Raw genomic sequence first — 19,902 nt, forward strand, 5'->3', positions numbered from 1 at the left:
GGTGGGGGCGGAGGCCCTGAGGGCTGGGGCCCTGGGGGCCCTGACGGCTTGCGGCCCAGTCAGGTGCGCCCCGTAAGGGGCGCGGGGAACTGCGCGACAAGCCCCCACCCACCCGCAGCGAACACACTGCCCCCAGCCACCCCTCCCCGGCCGGGGTCTGGGGGCGGAGCCTCCAGTTTCGGGAAGGGGTGGGGTTGGGGGAAACGGAGCCGGCCACATGCACCCCCACGCACCCGCCCCCTTCAACCGTCCCCGCCGGCACGGTGGGCGGTTCCGGCGCGGGACATGTGTCACGGAGAGCTGTGGTTCCGTTGGGGCGGGGCGGAGCCTAGGGTCGAAGCATGTTCGCTGCCTACGCTGCCCGCATTGACCGTGACCAGCCCTTGAACGGCCTCGAGTTGGGGGAACGGCCCACCCCCGAGGCCCGTCCCGGCTGGACGACCGTGAACGTAAAGGCCGCCTCCCTGAACCACCACGACCTCTGGTCGCTGCGTGGTGTGGGGCTCGCGGAGGACAAGCTGCCGATGATCCTCGGGTGCGACGCGGCAGGCGTCGACGAGGACGGCAACGAGGTCGTGCTGCACTCCGTCATCGGGCAGACGGGGCACGGCGTGGGGCCGAAGGAGCCGCGCTCCATCCTCACGGAGAGGTATCAGGGGACGTTCGCCGAGCAGGTGTCCGTGCCCGTCTGGAACGTCCTGCCGAAGCCCAAGGAGCTCTCCTTCGAAGAGGCCGCCTGTCTCCCCACGGCCTGGCTGACGGCGTACCGCATGCTCTTCACCAACGCGGGCGTACGTCCCGGAGACTCGGTTCTCGTCCAGGGCGCCGGAGGCGGTGTCGCCACCGCCGCGATCGTGCTGGGCAAGGCGGCGGGGCTGCGCGTCTTCGCCACCAGCCGTGACGAGGCGAAGCGCAAGCGGGCCGTCGAACTGGGCGCGGTGGAGGCCTTCGAGTCCGGGGCCCGGCTGCCGCAGCGCGTGGACGCCGTCATCGAGACCGTCGGCGCCGCCACATGGTCCCACTCGGTCAAGTCCCTCAAGCCCGGCGGCACCGTGGTCATCTCGGGTGCCACGAGCGGCGACCGCCCCTCGCATGCCGAACTGACCCGCGTCTTCTTCCTCGAACTCAAGATCGTCGGCTCCACGATGGGCACGAAGGACGAACTCGAGGACCTACTGGCTTTCTGTGCCGCCACCGGCGTCCGTCCTGTCATCGACGAGGTCCTTCCGCTGGACCGGGCCCGCGAGGGCTTCGAACGGATGGAGTCCGGCGAACTCTTCGGCAAGGTCGTGCTGACGGCCCCCTGATCCGACGCCTCCCGCACACCCCTGGGCGTCAACTCCGGTTGACACCGAGGGGTGTGTCAACCTACGTTGACACCATGACCGAAGCAACGGATCTCGCCGAGCGCGCGGGCGACCGCGATCCGCGGATCGGGCTGCGGGCCGTCTCCGCGTTGCGGCGACTGGTGGAGCAGCTCGAAGCGGTGCAGGTGCGCAGTGCGCGCAATCAGGGTTGGTCGTGGCAGGAGATCGCCGCGGAGTTGGGTGTCAGCAGGCAGGCCGTGCACAAGAAGTACGGGAGGCAGTGATGTTCGAACGGTTCACCAAGGACGCCCGCGCGGCGGTACTCGGCGCGGTCGGCCACGCCGAGCGGCTGGGCGCGGAGGCGGTCGAGGAACAGCACATGCTGCTGGCCCTGCTCGACCGTGAGGCCACTCGCGGCTCGTTCGCCCTGGCGTCGCTGGGGCTCGCGGGTCGCAGGGAGTCCGTCGAGCGGGCCCTGGCCGAGGCGCGGCGCCGGGGCGGGCTGTCCCGTGCCGACGCGGACGCGCTGTCCGGCCTCGGTATCGATCTCACGGAAATCGTCTCCCGGGTCGAAGAGGCGCATGGTGAGGGTGCGTTGGCGGCTGAGGGGAAGCGCGGCGGGGGAGAGGGCGGACGAGGGAAGGGGTGGTGGTCCGGGTTTGTCGGCGGGCATCGTCCGTTCACTCGGGGTGCCAAGGATCTCCTCACGGAATCTCTGCGTATGGCTCTCGCCCAGCGGGACCGGTGCATCGGCGACGAGCACCTCCTCCTCGCTCTCACCGCCCGCCCTGGCGTTCCCGCGGAGGTGCTGGCCGACCATGGGGTGACGTACGCGTCGCTGCGGCGGGTGCTGTATGGCGGGGGAGAGGCTAAGGCGGGCTGAGGGGAGGGGGAGGGGGAGGGCCAGGTGGGGGAGGGGGGAGAGGGCCGAGGCGGTTCGGGCTTGGTCCGCCTCGAACCCGCCCCGCGCCCTCTGCCCCGCGCCCTCTGCCCCGCGCCCTCTGCCCCACGTCCCCGCCTCCCCTGCCCGCGCTCCGGTTCCCGCCCCCGTGGCGGGCCTCCGCTCAGGCTTTGGGTGTGCGCAGCATCGCCGCTATGTGCGCCGCCGCCGTCGACAAGTGGCGGCGGGCGTCGCGTAGCTGCTCCTCCGTCACCCCGTGGTCGCGGGCCGTGTCGCGGATGTCGTCGCGGAAGCGGTCCAGGAGGCGGTCGAGATCGCGGGCGGGGTCGCCCGTGGAGTCCTCGTGGGCCCAGGCGGGTTCGTAGTCGGCGGGGAAGTCCTCAGGGGTGACCGTGTAGTCGGGCTTCTTCGTCTCCGGCCGGCCGAAGCCGAAGTCCTTCCCGAAGTCCTTGCCGAAGTCCTTGCCGAAGCCCTTTCCGAACTCCCCGAATTCCTTGGCCAGTTCGGTGAGACCCTCACGGACGCCCGTCGGCCAGTCACCCCGTGCGAAGTGGTCCTGCACCTGCTCCTGTACGTGCTTTGCGACGCGCTGGAACTCCTCCTGAGCCTGGGCCCGGGCCCGCTCCTGCGCCTCCTTGGCCTGGTGGCGTGCCCGCTGGGCCTCCTCGCGGGCCCGTCGGCTCTCGTCCTTGGCGCGCCGGGCCTGCTCCTTCCACTCCTGCTTGACGCGGCGCATCTCCTCCTTCGCGGCACGCCACGCCTCCTTGTCCCCGAACTCCGTGAAGTCCCCGATGGGACTCTCGTGTTCACTCCGAGGGCCCTTGGCGCCGGCCCCCGTTGAACCCCGCCGCGCCTCGGTCGCCGCCGCCCGCATTTCGCGGCGCAGGTCGCCCGCCGCGCCCCGGACATCGGCACGGATCTCCGCGGCGAGCTCCGCGACCGACTCGCGGATCTCCAGCTCCAGGTCGGCCAGTTCACCGCTGCGGTCGGCCAGTTCGGCCCGGCCCGCGTCGGTGATCGAGTACACCTTGCGGCCGCCCTCGGTGGTGTGCGTGACCAGGCCCTCGGCCTCCAGTTTGGCCAGCCGGGGGTACACGGTGCCGGCCGACGGCGCGTACAGCCCCTGGAAGCGCTCCTCCAGGAGTCGGATCACCTCGTACCCGTGGCGCGGCGCCTCGTCCAGCAGCTTCAGCAGGTAGAGCCGCAGGCGGCCGTGGGCAAAGACGGGTGCCATGTCAGAGCCCCTTCGCTTGGGTCGGGCCTTCGGGCGATTCGCCGCTCGGGCTGGGGGTGGATCCGCCGCTGGGACTCTGCGCAGGCCCGCCTATGGGGGTGTGAGCAGGCTCGTTGGTGGGGGTATGGGCAGGACCGTTGGTCGGGCTGTGGGCAGAACCGTTGGTCGTTTCGGTGGGCGGGGTGGTGTTTGCTGCCCCGGCCTGCCAGTCCGCCTCCTCGTCCCACGGCTCGTCCTCCGCCGGAGGCCTCCGTAGCAGCGCAATCGAGCCGGAGACGGTCGTCGCCTTCAACCGTCCGTTCCCCGCGCCCAGCCTGCCCGTGATCTTCTTGGCGCCCCACATGCCACCGACCCGGAGATCCTCGAAGGCGCTGGAGACGGTACCGCTGGCCGTGTCCACCTCGACCTCCGCGTCCGCCGGATGCGGCAGGCGGATGGCGATCTCGCCCGAGATGCTGGTCAGGCTGATGTCGCTGGGGCGGCCGGCCGAGTCGAGGTCGACGATCAGGGAGCCGCTGACCGACTCGGCCCGCACGGACGGGCTCGAGCCCTCGATGACGGTCAGGTCGCCGGAGACGGAGTTGAGGCGGAGGTCGCCGGCGAGGGCCTGTGCCTCCACGTTCCCGGACACCGTGTCCGCGCGGACCGGGCCCGAGAGTCCGACGAGTGTCGTGTCGCCGGAGACGCCCTTCACGACCGCGCGCCCGTCGATCCCGGAGATCACGGCGGTTGCGCTGACCACGCCCACCTCCACGTGGGTACGCGCCGGAACCGCCACGGAGACCACCGCGCTGCGGCGCCAGCCCTTGCGGTCGAGCCACTTGAGGAAGCCCTTCCACGGCAGGTCCTCGTACGCGACCGTGAGAGTGCCGTCCTTCTGGGTCACCATCAAGGGTGGTCCCTCTATCGAGGACACCTCCAGTCGAGGGGAACCCTCGTCGACACCCACGACGTTCACCGTTCCATTGGCGATGCGCACATGGAGAGCCGTCACCGGTTCGTCGAACGTGAGCTTCCTGGGCTCTGCGACGGACCACTCGGACATGGTGCTGACCTCCTCGACGGGGTGGGACACGACACGCCATATCGCGTCTTCCAATAGACACGATATATCGCGGATCCGGGAAGTCAAGGCACTCGTTCCGGTGATCCAGGAGGGATCAATCGGAACAAAATTGAAAAATCACGATCAATGCCCACTCGGTCAGCCGGGAGTGGAGCGTGCCGGCCCCGAGGGCAAGCCCTGGCCGCACGGCGACGAACCGGTCGACAGCGTCCTCACCGGCTGGGGTCACCGCCCTCGCCGTCGGCGCTCCCTGGTCCGTACTCGCTCTCTGGTGGGACGCCGACTCACAGCGGCTGCACCCTCGCAGCCCGCCTGGGCATCACCCCCGGCGAACCCGCCGACCACCTCGGCGAGGTGGCCCACGTTCAGCCCGACGCCCGCCCTGTCGAAAGGGCCGGCCGGCGGCCCCTGGCTCCCCTGGCCGGGCAGCCCCCGGCCAGCGCGCTCACCCTCGCCCTCGCCCAGTTGGCGGCTGACTAGTCGCTCACCGCCTGGGGAGAGCACGGCTGCGCAGCGGCGGCTGGATCACGGCGGGGCGCTGCTGCCGGCGCACGGGCGCTCGTATTGGCGTACGACTTCATGCGCCCGTGCGACTGGTTCCTTGGCGGGTGGCACTGGCTCCCTGCCAGGTGGCAAAGGAGCCCGCGAGCGGAGAGGAAGGCGCATTCGGGACGTGCGCGGACCCGTGCCCGGACCCGTGCCCGGAAGTGAGGCCCGGACCCGCACCTGGACCCGGCCGGGAAGGCCCGGCCCGGGGAGCATCTGCAGGAGGCGAAGCCGCAGGCCGGAACAAGCCGCATGCCGGAACAAGCCGCATGCCGGAACAATCTGTCCCGTGGAGAGCCCGCGCCGAAAAACTCGCCGCTCCCGTCATACCTACGCCCCGCCCGACGCAGGCGTGGCTCGCGCACCCTCCGAGCGAGTCCGGCCTGCGGAGCCGCACCCGCCGCAAGTCCTCCCAGCGCGACCCCCGTCCGGCGAAGCCCCTACCCTTCGTCCTCCTCGTCGTCCAGACGCGCCAGCCACGTGGCCAGCCGCTCCACCGGTACCTCGAAGTCCGGATTGAGATCGACGAACGTACGCAGCTGCTCGGCGAGCCACTCGAAGGTGACCTCCTCCTCGCCGCGCCGCTTCTCCAGTTCCTCGATGCCACGGTCGGTGAAGTACACGGGTGCTCTCCTGGGGGCGTGGTTCTGACCTCTCCAGGTTATGCGGAATCGAATCCCCGACCGCACCTGGCCGAACCGGCTCCGACGCGCGCGTGGACGGGCACAATGGGCGTACCGAGATCCACGAACGCCAACAGAAGCCGGTTTTCCGGGAGTTGGTGGGCGGCACGAGGGGAGCCATGGAGAGGAAGATCCAGGAGATCGAGCTGCCTGGAGGGGAGAAGGTGCTCGCCCGGGTCAGTGTGATCGCACCCGAGGAGATGCCCGGGAGCGAGGGCGACTTCGCCTACGAGGACGTCGGCGCCACCGAGCACATGGCAGCCCGTGTCGACCAGCTCAACGAACTGGTCCGGGGCGTCGGCGGCGCCGTACTCGGCGCGGCGCGCGCGGTTCGGCCCGATGAGGTCAGCGCGACGTTTGGCGTCGAACTGGTGCTGAAGCCGGGCAAGGCAGTCGCGCTCCTCGCTGACGGAGAGGCCAAGGCGTCCCTCTCCGTCACCCTCACCTGGCGTGGGGACAGTGGCGCGAGCGCGGACGGCACAGGCGGCACGAGTGGTACCGAGAACGCCGATGGCACCGTGCGCGCGGACAGCGCCACAAGCGCGAGCAGCGCCGTGACGGAGGCCGGCATCGCGAGCGTGCCCGCCGTCATCCTCGGCGGCCAGGATCCCGCTCCCGCATGACCGCGGGCCGCCTCGACGCACTGGCCGTCCGCGCCACCGTGCGGATCGGTCCGGACACCGCGCCCGGCACCTTATGGGGCAGCGGCTTCTTCGTCGCGCCCGGCTGGGTGCTGACCTGCGCGCACATCCTGCCCCTCGACAAGGGGCCGGAGAACGTCGGCACGCTGCGCGTGCACGGGCACCAGCTGACGGCCCGGGCCCGGCTCGGCTACTGGCTCGGCGGCGGCGCCGATCCCGAGCAGGACCTGGCGCTCGTACGGCTGCTCGAGGATCCGCCCGATGCACCCCACGCCTGCGTACGGCTGACCGACCGGTACGACCCGCCGCACCGAATCACCGCGTTCGGCTGGCGCATCCCGCCGAACGGGGAGCCTCAGCGCTGGAGCGGACACAGCGAGTGCAACGGCCGCGACGGCTCGTACGGCCTTACCCTCGCGCCCCAGATGGAGATCCCGCATGGCGCGTCCGGCGGACCGTTGCTGGACCGGGAGCACGGCGTGGTCGCGGGCGTCGTCAAGGCGCGTCGTGCTCAGAAGGACGGCGGTCTGGCCGTTTCGGCGACAGCGCTGCGCGGCTTCCGCGAGGCGCGGCCGGTGGGCGGCGAGAACGGCCTGGGCAGTGACCCGTACGCGGCACTGATCCGCGAGCACGATCGCTGGCACCAGCGCGTCGCGGGCAGTCAGTCGTGGGTGCGGGCGCAGGACGAGACGCGCGACGGTGGTCTGCGGAACTGGGTGCCTCGGGACAGCGCCGAGGCGTCCGCGCTGCTGGCCGCCCTGCCGCGGCCCGAGTCGTCGGCCGGCCTGCGGCGGCTGATCGCCCGGGTGCTCGGCTACGAGCCGCTGTGGGAGGACGAGACGGCTCCCGTCGACTGGCGCGACGGTCAGGGCTGGCTGTACGACACGCCGGATGACGTCGACATCCGCTCGCTGCACTACCTGCGGGCGGTGGCGCGGGCGAACGCGTGCGCCGCCGCCGGCGAGTTGGAGCGCTGGGTGGAGCGGCGAGCCGGTCGACTGCCCGATCACCTGCGGGCGTTGCTGATCGAGAAGGACATGTCCGAGTACGCGCCCCACTGTCACCGCCCGCCGGTGAGTACCCCGCGCCCGCTCGCGAGTGACAACGGTGAACACCCCGTCGTGGCCGTTGAGCTGGAACCGGACGTCTTCCGGCCGCGGGACCGTTTCCACTGGCGGGTCTGGTCCTGGTACGGCGGCGCTGACACAGCGCAGGTTCTGGACCAGGACACGGACGGAGAGGGCGTCTCGCGCACGGAGCTGCCGTACGTGCTGAACGCGCCGCTGAGCCGGGCCTTCGGGCTGCTCGACGCGGGGGAGCGCCGGGCGCGGCTCGAACTCGCGCTGCCCGTCGAGCACTTCGACATGGACGCGCACGCGTGGGGCCCGGTCGTCCGCAGGATCAGACCGCACGCCGCCGACCGGCCCTTCGGAGTGCACCGGCAGGTCGTCCTGCGCAGTTCGAAACGGCGCGGTGAACCGGCCGACGTGTGGCGGGAGCGCTGGAGCGGTGTCCTGGACGGCAGTCTCAAGGCGCTGCCCGTGCACTCGCCCGTCTACGCCAAGGAAGCACTCGACACGGCGCCGCCCGGCACGGTGCCCGTGATGTGCCGCACCCCGGCCGAGAGCGTCGACTCGCTGGCCGAGGCGATCGGTGCCGGATACGGCGTCGCCCTGTGGAGTCTCACCGCTGAGCACGCGTACGGCTGTGGCGAGCCCTGCGACGAACTGCACACCAGAGCCGCGGAGTTGCTGAGCGGGGCGGAGGGGGCGACCGCCCTGCCGGAAGCGCTGAGGGTGCTGCGTGAGCGCGTCAGTCTGGCGGACCAGGGAGCGGAGTGGGCGGAACACCTCGCGCTTCTCTACGACGATCCGCGCCGCCCCATCCCCCACTACGACGACCTGTTGGACTCCCCCTCGTGACGGACCGGACCACCCCAAGGAGAACCCTCGTGACGACCCCTGACTGGTTCATCTTCCGGGGCGACGGCGAACAGCACGACGGCGTCGCGGGACTGCCGGACCCGCCGCCGTGGCGGGACTTCGACGGCGGCCCCGTCATCAACGGGGCTCCCCGGCTGGGCACCGAGTCCACCCGGCGTCTGGGCACCCATGGCCTGCGTTCGCTCGCCTGGCGCCCGGAGGAGCTGGAGCTGATCAACGCGGCGCTCTATCTGCGCCGCCCGCTCCTGGTGACCGGAGACCCCGGCTCCGGCAAGTCCACCCTCGCCCATGCCATCGCCCACGAACTGGGTCTCGGCCGAGTGCTGCACTGGCCCATCGTGAGCCGCACGACCCTGCGAGACGGCCTCTACACGTACGACGCGATCGCCCGGCTCCAGGACATGCAGATGGCCAAGGAGCGGGGGGAGCCGTACACCGAGGACATCGGGGAGTACCTGCGGCTCGGCCCGCTCGGCACCGCCCTGCTGCCTTACGAGCGCCCGCGCGTGCTCCTCGTCGACGAGCTCGACAAAAGCGACATCGACCTGCCGAACGACCTCCTGAACGCTCTGGAAGAGGGCGAGTTCCGAATCGCCGAGCTGCAGCGCATCGCCCGCCGCCAGTCCAAGGTCCCCGTCCTCACGGACGACGACGAGCGGGCACCGGTCAAGGACGGGCGCGTACGCTGCCGTGCCTTCCCCATCGTCGTCATGACCAGCAACGGCGAGCGCGACTTCCCCGCTCCTCTGCTCCGCCGCTGCCTCCACCTCGACCTGCCCTCGCCACGGAACGACGAGTGGGGCGCCGCGCGCCTGGGCGCCATGGTCCGTGCCCACTTCGGCGACGGCGACATGGCCGCCAACGATGAGCTGATCTCGTCGTTCCTCCAGTCCAGCCCCGGCTCACTGCGCGCCGCCGACCAGCTCCTCAACGCCATCTACCTCACCCAGGAGGCGGTACGCGACAGCGAGCCGGATCGGCGGCGGCTCGCGAAGCTGTTGATGCGGCCGCTCGACCACGGTGAGCACGGGGCGCGCTGATGCCCGCCACACCTGCGCCCCGGGTGTCCGACGACCTGCTGAACGACCTGGCCGAGCGGCTGCGCGTCTCGCTCGGCGCCGAGCCGTCGGCGCGCGAGCTGGCGGAGGCGTTGTGGCTGGCCCGGCACGTGGCAGACGCTGACGTACGCCAGGACGAGCCGCAGGAGCCGGTGGAGCCACAGCTCTCCGACGCCGGGCACACCCCGCTCACCTGGTCGCCGCCGGACGCTCCGGCCACAGCTCCCGGCGCCACCACCCTCGAACTTCCCGACCGCACTCGTCTGTACGCGGACCAGCCGGGCCCCGCCCGGCGGACTCCCGTCGACGCGCCGGACGACGACAGCCTCGTACGCGTACACGTCCCCATGGCCACCGCGCTTCCGCACTCCCTCGGTCTCCAACGGGCGCTGCGCCCCCTCCAGCGCTACCACCCGCCCGTTCGCACCCCCGCCCACCGAATCGACGAGCAGGCCACCGCGGAACGGGCGGCCGAGACGCGGCTGCTGCTTCCCGTGCTGCGCGCCGACGCCCGTCGCGAGGCCCGGCTGCGGCTCCTCATGGACGCCTCGACGTCAACCGCCGTATGGGACAGCACACTCGAGGAACTGGCGCAGATCTGTGCGGGGCTCGGAGCCTTCCGTGAGGTTCCGGTGCACTACGTCCACGAGGGCGCCGACGGGCGGCTGGGCGTGGGTACTTCGCGGAATCCGGACGCTCAGCTCCGTGCCGCGGAACAGTTGCGTGATCCCACCGGGCGACAGCTGACGCTGGTACTCAGCGACTGCGCCGGACCGCTGTGGCGTTCCGGACAGATGCAGCGGCTACTGCACCACTGGGGTCAGGTGGCGCCCGTCGCGCTCCTCCAGCCCCTGCCGCAGCGCATGTGGCGCCGTACGCACCTGCCGGCACTGCCCGGAAGGCTACGGCGGCGTGAAGGGCTCGGCGCACGCCTTGAGTTCACGCCGGCGGACGGCTCTTCCCCGCCCGGCGCACTGCCCGTGCCCGTGCTGTCCCCCACGCGTACCGCCCTCGGTGTCTGGGCGCGGCTGCTCTCCGGCAGTACGGGTCTCTCGCTGCCGGGCGCGGCGGCCTGGGTGCACGCCGCCCACCCCGCCTCACCGCCGCGTCCCGCCCACCCTGCCGCCGATGCCGAAACCCTCGTCGCCGCCTTCCGCCGCACCGCTTCCCGCCAGGCCACGTCCCTCGCCGTCGCCTTCTCGGCCGTCCCGCTCACTCTGCCCGTGATGCAGCTCGTCCAGCGGGCGATGCAGCCGCGGAGCGGGCCGACGGTACTGGCCGAAGTGCTGCTGAGCGGGCTGTTGGAACGGGGCCCCGAAGAGGGCTGGTACGAATTCCGGCCCGGCGTACGGGAGCTGCTCCTTCAGCTGCTGGCCAAGGGGGACGCGCTGCTGGTCCTCAAGCACTGCGGGGAGTATGTGGAACGGTACTTCGGCAGGCGGGCCCGGAACTTCCCGGCTCTCGCCCTGGCCCGCCTGAGTGGGGTCGAGCCGCCACTCGAGGGTGTGGAGGCGGTGCCCGAGGCGTTCGCCGAGGTTTCGGCGCTGGTGGTGGGGCGGTACGGAGTCGCTCCGCCGCCGGAGCAGCCCGTTCAGCGGGAGACCGTCGAAATCGTCTACACCGCCGCGGAGACGCCGTGGGTGACCTGGCTGACCTACGTGCTGGCCTCGTGCGGGCACGAGGTGAACTGGCGGAAGTGGGGGGACGCGGTGCGGCTCGACGCGGTCCTGGGGCGGTTGCGTGACCGGCATCCGGAACGGCCCGTGCTGCTCCTGGTGGGTGACTGCTACGAGGGGAGTGGCGACGCATGGCTGGATTTCCTCGACCGCTTCGAGCGCAACCGGCAGTTCATCACCGTCGACGTGCAGAGTGCCCTGCCGTTCCGGTTCTCCCTGCCACGATTGACCCTCTCGCACGCGGGCGAAGCCCTGGCCAGGTGGCGGCTGCTCAAGCGACTCGGCATCCCGCAGAGTGCGTACGCGCCCGGGACGCGGCAGAGCCCGCCCTTCCCGGATCCCGCGCGGATCGTCCGGGGCGAGGTGCCCGCGCGTACGCCTGGATATGTCTACCGGCAGGAGCTGCTCGGACAACTCCGGGAGAAGTTGACGAGCCGCCATCACCGCTCGGCCGCCTGCGCTTTGGTCGGCTCGTCCGCGTCCGGCAAGTCACAGCTCGCCGCCGAGTACGTGCACCGTCACGGAGACGAGTACGACATCGTGTGGTGGGTCCGCGCCGACGACCGCTCAGCACGTGTCGAGACCCTGGCGGAGTTCGCGTCCGAACTCGTGCCTGCCCCGGAGTCCCGTGAACGGGTCGGGGAGCTCCTCCGCGACCTGGGAGCGGCCGGTCTTTCCTGGCTGGTCGTCCTGGACGGCTGGGACGACCCGGAGGACGCGTCGGACCTTCTCCTCAGCGGCGGCCACGTCCTGATCACCTCCCGCGACACGAGGTGGGCGCAGAAGGTCGACACCCTGCGGATGGGCTCAACCGCCACGCACGAGCCGTTCGTTCATGACGCCGACCGTGAGGAACTCGTCCGCCGCGCCGTCGTCCGGGTCGACGCCCCGGGAACTCCGAGTGGTGCGAGGACAGGCAGCGGATTCTTCCTGGCACCCGGCTGGGTGGTCACCTGCGCGAGCGTGGTCGGGCAGCGACAGGAGGCCCGCGGCCCGGACGGACACTCCGCCGTCGGCGTCACCACGATGGACGGGCAGCGCTACCGGGTCGAACAGGTCCGAGAGGTGGGCGACTTGGCGCTGCTTCGGGTGCCGGGAGCGGTAGATCCCGACTGTCTGTGGCTCACCGACAAGCCGCATGTGCCCATAGGCGAGGCGACCCTGTACGGCACGACCGGGCCGACGGACGCGCCACGTATGACCACGGTGAGCGTGGCGATGGCGGGGGAACTGGGCAGAGACGTGTTGAGGGTCAGCGCCGAACGGGTTCCCCCTCCCGCGGCTTCGGGCAGCCCTGTCATCGACCAGCGGGACGGCGAGCTCATCGGCGTGGTCCTGGACGGGGCATCGGTCGACGGCGAGGCGCGTGTCAGGGTGGTGCGCATCGCGGCCCTGCGCGCCCTGTGCGCCTCTGGCGACGAGGGGGCCGGACTGTGGCACTCAATCGTGCGCGCCCATGACCGGCACCACGCGGAACGGTTCCGTACGCGCGGGTCGAACATGACGTGGACGGGCCTTCAGACATGGCTGGCCGCACGCTGGTCCGCGGTCGGCAAGCTGTCGTCGGTCCAGCGCACCGAACTGTACGAAATCCTTGCCGGACTGCCGCCGCCCGGCAGCCCCGACATGGTCAGTGACCTGCTCGGGGAGCGCGGGGTGGACCGTTACCGGCCCTACAGCTGGCGGGACGGCGTGGGACATCTGCCACGGGGTGACTGGGCGGACCTCGCGCTGATGTACGCGGCGCGCCTCTGGGTCCGGTTGGCGGACCACCCCGACGCTGACTGGTCCCCGGCACTCGCCCGCCTGCGTGCCTGGGTCACGGACAACGCCCAGCACAAGGACGAGGCTCGACGGCGGGCCGTCGCGGCCGTCCTGGCAAGGGCGGAGACCGCTTCGGTATCTGCCCGAGCCTCTGTCCTCGTCGAGATCGAGCGCACCGACACCGGGGCCTTGGCCTGGCGGGTCCTTCTGGTCAGGGATGGCGAATCGGCCGACATGGCGGGCGGTGCGCCTGTGCCTCTGAGCGAGGTGGAGGTTCAGCTCCGGCCACATCTGGCGGCCGCGTTGCTGCACTCCGACTTCGAAGGAGCCACTCCGTCGGTCCAGTTCTCCCTGCCGCCCGGGCTGTTGTGGAACCTCCGTGTCGAGAGCTGGCGGCTGTCGGAGACGTCTCCGGCCCTCGGGGATGAGTGCCACGTCTTCGTACGCAGTCACGACCGCGTCAGCCAGAGCCGCTCACGGGAACGGAAAGCGCGGTGGGAAGGGGTGGCTCGGGGACCTCTGCAAGACGTGCGGATGACGTCGCTGGACACGATGACGTCGCCGGCCGCGACGCGCGACCTGTACAGACGTCTGAGCACGGCACCCCTGACGGCCGTGCCGGTGGGGTGTCTGCACGGCAGAGGTTCTGTGGACACGGGGCTCGACTCGGCTCGGGCCCTAGGCTTCCCCCTCATCCTGTGGAGCCGTGCGCCGCTGCATGCCGTTTGCGGCAACGTCTACGAGTGGACGGAAGAGCTGCTCCGGCAGTCGGGCACCGCCCGTGAACTCCTTGCCCGCATAAGGAACTTGCGGGTCAGGAGCGCCGCCGGTGATCCTGACGCCGCATGGTCCCAGCATCTGGCCGTCTACTACGACCCGCCGGGCACCCCATGACGAGGGGCCCGGCCCCGAGAAAGACTCGGTGCCGGGCCCCGCGGGCGTCGTACGCCGAGGCCTACGCCTCGAACACCTCCCGAACCAACTGCTCCTGCTCAGCCTGATGCCGCTTGGCCGACCCCACCGCCGGAGACGACCCGTGCGGACGCGAGATCCGGCGCAGGCGCTCGCCGTGCGGAACGTCCGCTCCGACCGCGAGGTCGAGGTGGTCGATCAGGTTGAGCGCGATGAACGGCCAGGCGCCCTGGTTCGCCGGCTCTTCCTGGGCCCAGAGGTACTTCTCGGCGTTCGGGTACTTGGCGATCTCCGCCTGGACCTCGGCACCCGGGATCGGGTACAGCCGCTCGAGGCGGATGATCGCCGTGTCCGTCGCGCCGCGCTTCTGGCGCTCCGCGTCGAGATCGTAGTAGACCTTGCCGGCCGTGAAGACGACCTTGCGGACGGCCGCCGGGTCGACGGAGGCGTCGCCGATGACCGGGCGGAAGCCGCCCGTGGTGAACTCCTCCGCCTTCGACGCGGCCGCCTTGAGGCGGAGCATCGACTTCGGGGTGAAGACCACCAGCGGCTTGTGGTGCGGGTTGTGCACCTGCCACCGCAGGAGGTGGAAGTAGTTCGACGGGAGCGTCGGCATCGCGACCGTCATGTTGTTCTGCGCGCACATCTGGAGGAAGCGCTCCGGGCGGGCGGACGAGTGGTCCGGGCCCTGGCCCTCGTAGCCGTGCGGCAGGAGGAGGGTGACGCCGGACGTCTGGCCCCACTTCTGCTCCGCCGACGAGATGAACTCGTCCACCACCGTCTGGGCGCCGTTGACGAAGTCGCCGAACTGCGCCTCCCACAGCACGAGGGACTCGGGACGGGCCAGCGAGTAGCCGTACTCGAAGCCCATCGCCGCGTACTCGGAGAGGAGCGAGTCGTAGACGTTGTAGCGCGCCTGCTCGTCCGAGAGGTACTGGAGCGGGGTGTAGTCCGCGCCCGTCTCCCGGTCGATCAGCACCGCGTGGCGCTGGCCGAACGTGCCTCGGCGGGAGTCCTGGCCCGAGAGGCGCACCGGGGTGCCCTCCAGGAGCAGGGAGCCGATGGCGATGGTCTCGCCCATGCCCCAGTCGATCGTGCCGTCCTCGACCATCGACGCGCGGCGCTGCAGCTGGGGCAGCAGACGCGGGTGGACGGTGACGCGCTCGGGGATGTTGACCTGGGACTCGGCGATCCGCTTGACGACCTCCTGGGAGACCGCCGTGGTGACCGCCACCGGGAACTCGGGCTTCGTGTCCGGGACATGAGCCTCGGCCGGCGCGGACGTCGCCTCGCGGACCTCCGTGAAGACCTTCTCCAGCTGGCCCTGGTAGTCCTGCAGCGCCTGCTCGGCCTCTTCCAGGGTGATGTCGCCCCGGCCGATCAGCGACTCGGTGTAGAGCTTGCGCACCGAGCGCTTCTTGTCGATCAGGTCGTACATCAGCGGCTGCGTGAACGCCGGGTTGTCCGACTCGTTGTGACCGCGGCGGCGGTAGCAGATCAGGTCGATGACGACGTCCTTGTTGAACGCCTGGCGGAACTCGAAGGCCAGGCGCGCGACGCGGACGACGGCCTCGGGGTCGTCGCCGTTCACGTGGAAGATCGGCGCCTCGATCATGCGGGCCACGTCCGTGGCGTACATGGAGGAGCGGGCCGACTCCGGGGCGGCGGTGAAGCCGACCTGGTTGTTGATGACGATGTGGACCGTGCCGCCGGTGCGGTAGCCGCGCAGCTGCGACATGTTCAGGGTCTCCGCGACCACGCCCTGGCCCGCGAAGGCCGCGTCACCGTGCAGCGCCAGCGGCAGGACCGTGAAGTCCGTACCGCCCTTGCCGATGATGTCCTGCTTGGCGCGGGCGACACCCTCCAGGACCGGGTCGACCGCCTCCAGGTGGGAGGGGTTGGCGGCCAGCGAGACCTTGATCTGCTCGCCGTCGAGACCCGTGAAGGTGCCCTCGGCGCCCAGGTGGTACTTGACGTCGCCGGAGCCGTGCATCGACTTCGGGTCGAGGTTGCCCTCGAACTCGCGGAAGATCTGCGCGTACGACTTGCCGACGATGTTGGCGAGGACGTTCAGCCGGCCGCGGTGGGCCATGCCGATGACGACCTCGTCGAGACGGGATTCCGCCGCCGAGTCGATGACCGCGTCGAGCAGCGGGATGACGGACTCGCCGCCCTCCAGGGAGAACCGCTTCTGGCCGACGTACTTCGTCTGCAGGAAGGTCTCGAAGGCCTCCGCAGCGTTGAGGCGGCGCAGGATGCGCAGCTGCTCCTCGCGCTCCGGCTTGCTGTGCGGGCGCTCGATGCGGTCCTGGATCCACTGGCGCTGCTTCGGGTCCTGGATGTGCATGAACTCGATGCCTGTGGTGCGGCAGTACGAGTCGCGCAGCACGCCGAGGATGTCGCGCAGCTTCATCATCGACTTGCCGGCGAAGCCGCCGACCGCGAACTCGCGCTCCAGGTCCCAGAGCGTGAGGCCGTGCTCGGTGATGTCCAGGTCGGGGTGCTTGCGCTGGCGGTACTCCAGCGGGTCGGTGTCGGCCATGACGTGGCCGCGGACCCGGTAGGAGTGGATCAGCTCGAAGACGCGCGCGGCCTTGGTGACGTCGTCGTCGTGCGAGGCGTCGATGTCCTTGAGCCAGCGGACCGGCTCGTAGGGGATGCGCAGCGCCTCGAAGATCTCGTCGTAGAAGCCGTTCTCACCGAGGAGGTAGTTCGCGACGACCCGCAGGAACTCGCCCGAGGCGGCGCCCTGGATGACCCGGTGGTCGTAGGTCGACGTGAGCGTCATGACCTTCGCGATGCCGAGCTTGTTCAGGGTGTCCTGGGACGTGCCCTGGAACTCCGCCGGGTAGTCCATCGAGCCGACGCCCATGATGACCGACTGGCCGGGCATCAGACGCGGCACCGAGTGGACCGTACCGAGGCCACCGGGGTTGGTCAGGGAGACCGTCACACCGGAGAAGTCGTCCATCGTCAGCTTGCCGTCACGGGCGCGGCGGACGATGTCCTCGTATGCCTGCCAGAACTCGAAGAAGTTCAGCGTCTCGGCCCTCTTGATGCCCGCGACGACCAGCTGGCGGTCACCGTTGGGCTTCACGAGGTCGATGGCGAGACCGAAGTTGATGTGCTCCGGCTTGACCAGGGTCGGCTTGCCGTCCTTCTCCGTGAAGGAGTAGTTCATCGACGGCATGGCCTTGATGGCCTGCACCATCGCGTAGCCGATGAGGTGGGTGAAGGAGATCTTCCCGCCCCGGGCACGCTTCAGGTGGTTGTTGATGACGATGCGGTTGTCGAAGAGCAGCTTCACCGGGACCGCGCGCACGGACGTGGCCGTGGGGACCTCGACGGAGGCGTTCATGTTCTTCGCGACCGCGGCGGCGGGGCCGCGCAGCGTCACGTACTCCGGACCGGCCGGGGCCCCGGCCGCCGGAGCGGCCTTCGGTGCGGCGGCCGGCTTGGCCGCGGCGGGCTTCGCCGGAGCGGCGGCAGGCGCCGGAGCGGCAGCGGCGGGCTTCGGCGCCGCGGGGGCGGCCGGAGCCGCCTGGGCCGGGGCTGCCGGGGCCGGAGCGGCCTGAGCCGGAGCCGCGGGTGCGGCAGGCGCGGCCGGAGGCTGCACCGTTGACGGGGCGGCGGTTCCCGCGGCCGCGGGAACGGCCGGAGCCGCGGCGGCGACGCCACCCGGCTTGTAGTCGGCGAAGAAGTCCCACCAGGCTCGGTCTACCGAGTTCGGATCCTGGAGGTACTGCTGATAGATCTCATCGACGAGCCACTCGTTCGGACCGAACGCAGCCGCGGGGTTCTTCCCGGCTTGGTCCTCGGTCGAGATGCTCGAGTTACTGGGGGACTGTGGCGACACGGCGGCAACCGCCCTCTTCCGCTTCACAAGGTGATGGACAGCGGGAATAAAGGCTACGCCCCCCGGACCGCGAAGGTCAGGCCGGGCATGGCCATCGTCGCGTAAGTCACATCGAAAAGCGTGTTTCGGTGCTGGAAATGGCGGGAAACAAGCGAGGTTCCGATGCGGAAAGGTTACGCGGACCCAGGACTCGCCCAGCACTGAGCCAAGGCGCACCCAGGGTTACGGTCCCGGAAAGCGACCCGGAAGGCCGGACCTCCGTACGATGACACGTGTCCTGCTGCCCGATCACACGTGGATCTTGGGCTCTCGGTTCATGGATCTTGGGCTCTGTTTTTGAACCCTACGTCAACCTGTCAAGCGAGGGCGCTCCCGGAAGAGTGACCTGGATCCGGCAGCCCTTCTTGGATTCGGCCACACCGATCCGGCCGCCGTGCAGGTCGACCGCCCAGCGGGCGATCGCGAGCCCCAGTCCCGTACCGCCGTCGCTGCCCGGGCCGTGCGGCGCGACGACCCCGCCGCGGTTGAACCGCTCGAAGACCCGGTGCCACTCCGACGGCGGAATGCCCGGTCCCTCGTCCAGGACCTCCAGGTCCAGGGACTCGGGGAAGTCGCCGCGCCTGGCCTTCACCGTGACGCGGCCGTGCGGCGGGCTGTGCTTGACCGCGTTGTCGATGAGGTTGGCGACGACCTGGTGGATCCGCTCCGGGTCCGCGTGCGCGGTCAGCTCGGGCGGCGACACGTCGAGGTGCAGATGGACGTCCGTACGTGTGTGGCTGCCGGAGCCCGAGGCCATGCCCGCGCGCGCGGAGGACAGCATGTTGGCCTCCTTCAGTACGCCGGACAGGTACGGCCACACCTCGAAGCGGCGCTTGCGCAGCGGTACGACGCCGTTGTCCAGGCGCGACAGGTCGAGCAGTGTCTCCACGAGGCGGCCGAGGCGCTCCGTCTGCTTCAGGGCCGTACGCATGGTCTCGGGGTCGGCGGCGGAGACTCCGTCCACGACGTTCTCCAGGACCGCGCGCAGGCCCGCGATGGGGGTGCGCAGCTCGTGCGAGACGTTCGCCACCAGCTCCTTGCGCTGGCGGTCCTCGGCCTCCAGGTCGTCGGCCATGCGGTTGATGGTCTGGGCGAGGTCGCCCAGCTCGTCGCGGCGGTCGGCGCCCCTGACCCGGCGCGTGTAGTCGCCGTGCGAGATGGACCGGGCCACGGTGTTCATCTCGTCCAGCGGGGCGGTCAGCGAGTGCGCCACGAACTGTGTGATCAGCAGCGTCGCGATCATCGAGAAGACCGTGATGAAGCGCAGCTCGGTCTCGGTGCGCACGGCCATCATCATCAGACCGGTGGTGATGAAGACCGAGACGACGACCAGCGTGCCGAGCTTCGTCTTGATCGAGAAGGGGCGCACGTCTCCCCAGGAGCCCGCACCCGGGCCGGCACCCGGGCCCGGGCCCGAACTCGCGCCCTTGCGCGGCGCGTCCAGACCGCTCATCGCATGTACCCCCTCAGCCAGGGTGTCCGACTCTAAACGGCCCTCAGGACTCCCGGGAGCTCAACAGCCCTACGGAGTCGGGGTCTCCAGCGCATAGCCGACGCCGTGCACCGTACGGATGCGCTCGGCGCCGATCTTGCGGCGCAGTGCCTTGATGTGGCTGTCCACGGTCCGGGTGCCGGACGCGTCGGCCCAGTCCCACACCTCGGCGAGCAGCTGCTCGCGCGAGAGCACCGCGCGCGGCGTGTTCGCCAGGCAGACCAGCAGGTCGAACTCGGTGGGCGTCAGATGGACGTCCTCGCTGCGCACCCGTACGCGGCGCTGCGCGTGGTCGATCTCCAGTTCGCCCAGGCGCAGGATGCCGGAGCGGGGGGTGGACGCGGCCAGCGCGGCCCGCTCCACCCGGCGCAGCAGCACGTGCACCCGGGCGGCCAGCTCGCGCATCGAGAACGGCTTCGTCATGTAGTCGTCGGCGCCGACGCCGAGCCCGACCAGCATGTCCGTCTCGTCGTCGCGCGCGGTGAGCATCATCACCGGCACCGGACGCGCCGCCTGCACCCGGCGGCAGACCTCCAGGCCGTCGAAGCCCGGCAGCATGATGTCGAGGATCAGCAGATCGGGCTGCCAGGCCTCGGCCGTGTCGACGGCGGCGGGACCGTCTCCGGCCGTCTGCACGAGGAAACCCTCGGCGCGCAACCGGGCGGCGATGGCGTCCACGATCGTCGGATCGTCCTCTACCACCAGCACTCGGCGCTGTGCGCCCGGCGTGGCCGCCGCGCCGTTGTGGGAGGTGTGTGTCTGCTCCATCGCCCGCCCCTGAAGT

At 70.7% G+C, this 19,902-nt stretch carries 13 protein-coding genes; 7 read left to right on the forward strand and 6 right to left on the reverse strand.

All coding sequences use genetic code 11. The annotated features are described in order from the left end of the window. Positions 1-341: 341 nt before the first annotated feature. The 3 genes from ACTWQR_RS45740 (at position 342) to ACTWQR_RS45750 (ending at position 2,190) form a co-directional block, all read left to right on the forward strand. Positions 342-1,307, forward strand: a complete 966-nt coding sequence (locus ACTWQR_RS45740) for a zinc-binding dehydrogenase (RefSeq protein WP_443233236.1) — start codon at positions 342-344, stop codon at positions 1,305-1,307. A 74-nt stretch (positions 1,308-1,381) separates the two neighbouring features. Next, positions 1,382-1,591: a helix-turn-helix domain-containing protein gene (locus ACTWQR_RS45745; protein WP_033282107.1), complete on the forward strand. Its 210-nt coding sequence runs from the start codon at positions 1,382-1,384 to the stop codon at positions 1,589-1,591. Further along, positions 1,591-2,190, forward strand: a complete 600-nt coding sequence (locus ACTWQR_RS45750) for a Clp protease N-terminal domain-containing protein (RefSeq protein ID WP_443233237.1) — start codon at positions 1,591-1,593, stop codon at positions 2,188-2,190. The genes ACTWQR_RS45745 and ACTWQR_RS45750 overlap by 1 nt, the downstream gene beginning before the upstream one ends. A 181-nt stretch (positions 2,191-2,371) precedes the next feature. On the opposite strand, the gene ACTWQR_RS45755 is transcribed toward ACTWQR_RS45750, so the two are convergent. The 3 genes from ACTWQR_RS45755 to ACTWQR_RS45765 all read right to left on the reverse strand — a co-directional run bounded on the left by ACTWQR_RS45755 (position 2,372) and on the right by ACTWQR_RS45765 (position 5,677). Further along, positions 2,372-3,442, reverse strand: a complete 1,071-nt coding sequence (locus ACTWQR_RS45755; protein ID WP_443233238.1) for a helix-turn-helix transcriptional regulator — start codon at positions 3,440-3,442, stop codon at positions 2,372-2,374. Between the two features lies 1 nt (position 3,443). Next, a complete protein-coding gene (locus ACTWQR_RS45760; protein WP_443233239.1) occupies positions 3,444-4,487 on the reverse strand; it encodes a DUF4097 family beta strand repeat-containing protein in 1,044 nt (347 codons plus the stop codon). Between the two features lie 1,007 nt (positions 4,488-5,494). Next, positions 5,495-5,677 carry a DUF6104 family protein gene (locus ACTWQR_RS45765; RefSeq protein WP_443233240.1) on the reverse strand — a complete coding sequence of 61 codons (183 nt, stop codon included), beginning with the start codon at positions 5,675-5,677 and terminating at the stop codon, positions 5,495-5,497. A 179-nt stretch (positions 5,678-5,856) separates the two neighbouring features. Here ACTWQR_RS45765 and ACTWQR_RS45770 point away from each other — a divergent pair, with 179 nt between their 5' ends. The 4 genes from ACTWQR_RS45770 to ACTWQR_RS45785 are packed head-to-tail and all read left to right on the forward strand — an operon-like array spanning position 5,857 to position 13,713. Beyond that, positions 5,857-6,360, forward strand: coding sequence for a CU044_2847 family protein (locus tag ACTWQR_RS45770; RefSeq protein ID WP_443233241.1), 504 nt, complete (start codon positions 5,857-5,859; stop codon positions 6,358-6,360). Continuing rightward, positions 6,357-8,300 (forward strand): VMAP-C domain-containing protein, encoded by a 1,944-nt coding sequence (locus ACTWQR_RS45775; RefSeq protein ID WP_443233242.1) that lies wholly within the window; start codon positions 6,357-6,359, stop codon positions 8,298-8,300. The genes ACTWQR_RS45770 and ACTWQR_RS45775 overlap by 4 nt, the downstream gene beginning before the upstream one ends. A 29-nt stretch (positions 8,301-8,329) precedes the next feature. Next, on the forward strand, positions 8,330-9,361 hold the full coding sequence (locus ACTWQR_RS45780; RefSeq protein WP_443233243.1) for an AAA family ATPase: 1,032 nt from the start codon (positions 8,330-8,332) through the stop codon (positions 9,359-9,361). Then, the gene (locus tag ACTWQR_RS45785; RefSeq protein WP_443233244.1) at positions 9,361-13,713 is read left to right on the forward strand and encodes an SAV_2336 N-terminal domain-related protein; all 4,353 of its coding nucleotides are present in this window, start codon (positions 9,361-9,363) and stop codon (positions 13,711-13,713) included. The genes ACTWQR_RS45780 and ACTWQR_RS45785 overlap by 1 nt, the downstream gene beginning before the upstream one ends. A 61-nt stretch (positions 13,714-13,774) precedes the next feature. On the opposite strand, the gene ACTWQR_RS45790 is transcribed toward ACTWQR_RS45785, so the two are convergent. From ACTWQR_RS45790 to ACTWQR_RS45800, 3 genes are all read right to left on the reverse strand, one after another. Beyond that, entirely contained in the window at positions 13,775-17,587 is a 3,813-nt protein-coding gene (locus ACTWQR_RS45790; RefSeq protein WP_443233245.1) for a multifunctional oxoglutarate decarboxylase/oxoglutarate dehydrogenase thiamine pyrophosphate-binding subunit/dihydrolipoyllysine-residue succinyltransferase subunit, read from the reverse strand. Between the two features lie 343 nt (positions 17,588-17,930). Beyond that, positions 17,931-19,079 carry a HAMP domain-containing sensor histidine kinase gene (locus ACTWQR_RS45795; RefSeq protein WP_443233246.1) on the reverse strand — a complete coding sequence of 383 codons (1,149 nt, stop codon included), beginning with the start codon at positions 19,077-19,079 and terminating at the stop codon, positions 17,931-17,933. A 69-nt stretch (positions 19,080-19,148) separates the two neighbouring features. Next, positions 19,149-19,886, reverse strand: coding sequence for a response regulator transcription factor (locus ACTWQR_RS45800; protein WP_443233247.1), 738 nt, complete (start codon positions 19,884-19,886; stop codon positions 19,149-19,151). Positions 19,887-19,902 lie beyond the last annotated feature (16 nt).

It is taken from the genome of Streptomyces sp. 2A115 (assembly GCF_052245575.1).
In the GTDB taxonomy this organism is placed as follows: Bacteria; Actinomycetota; Actinomycetes; order Streptomycetales; family Streptomycetaceae; genus Streptomyces.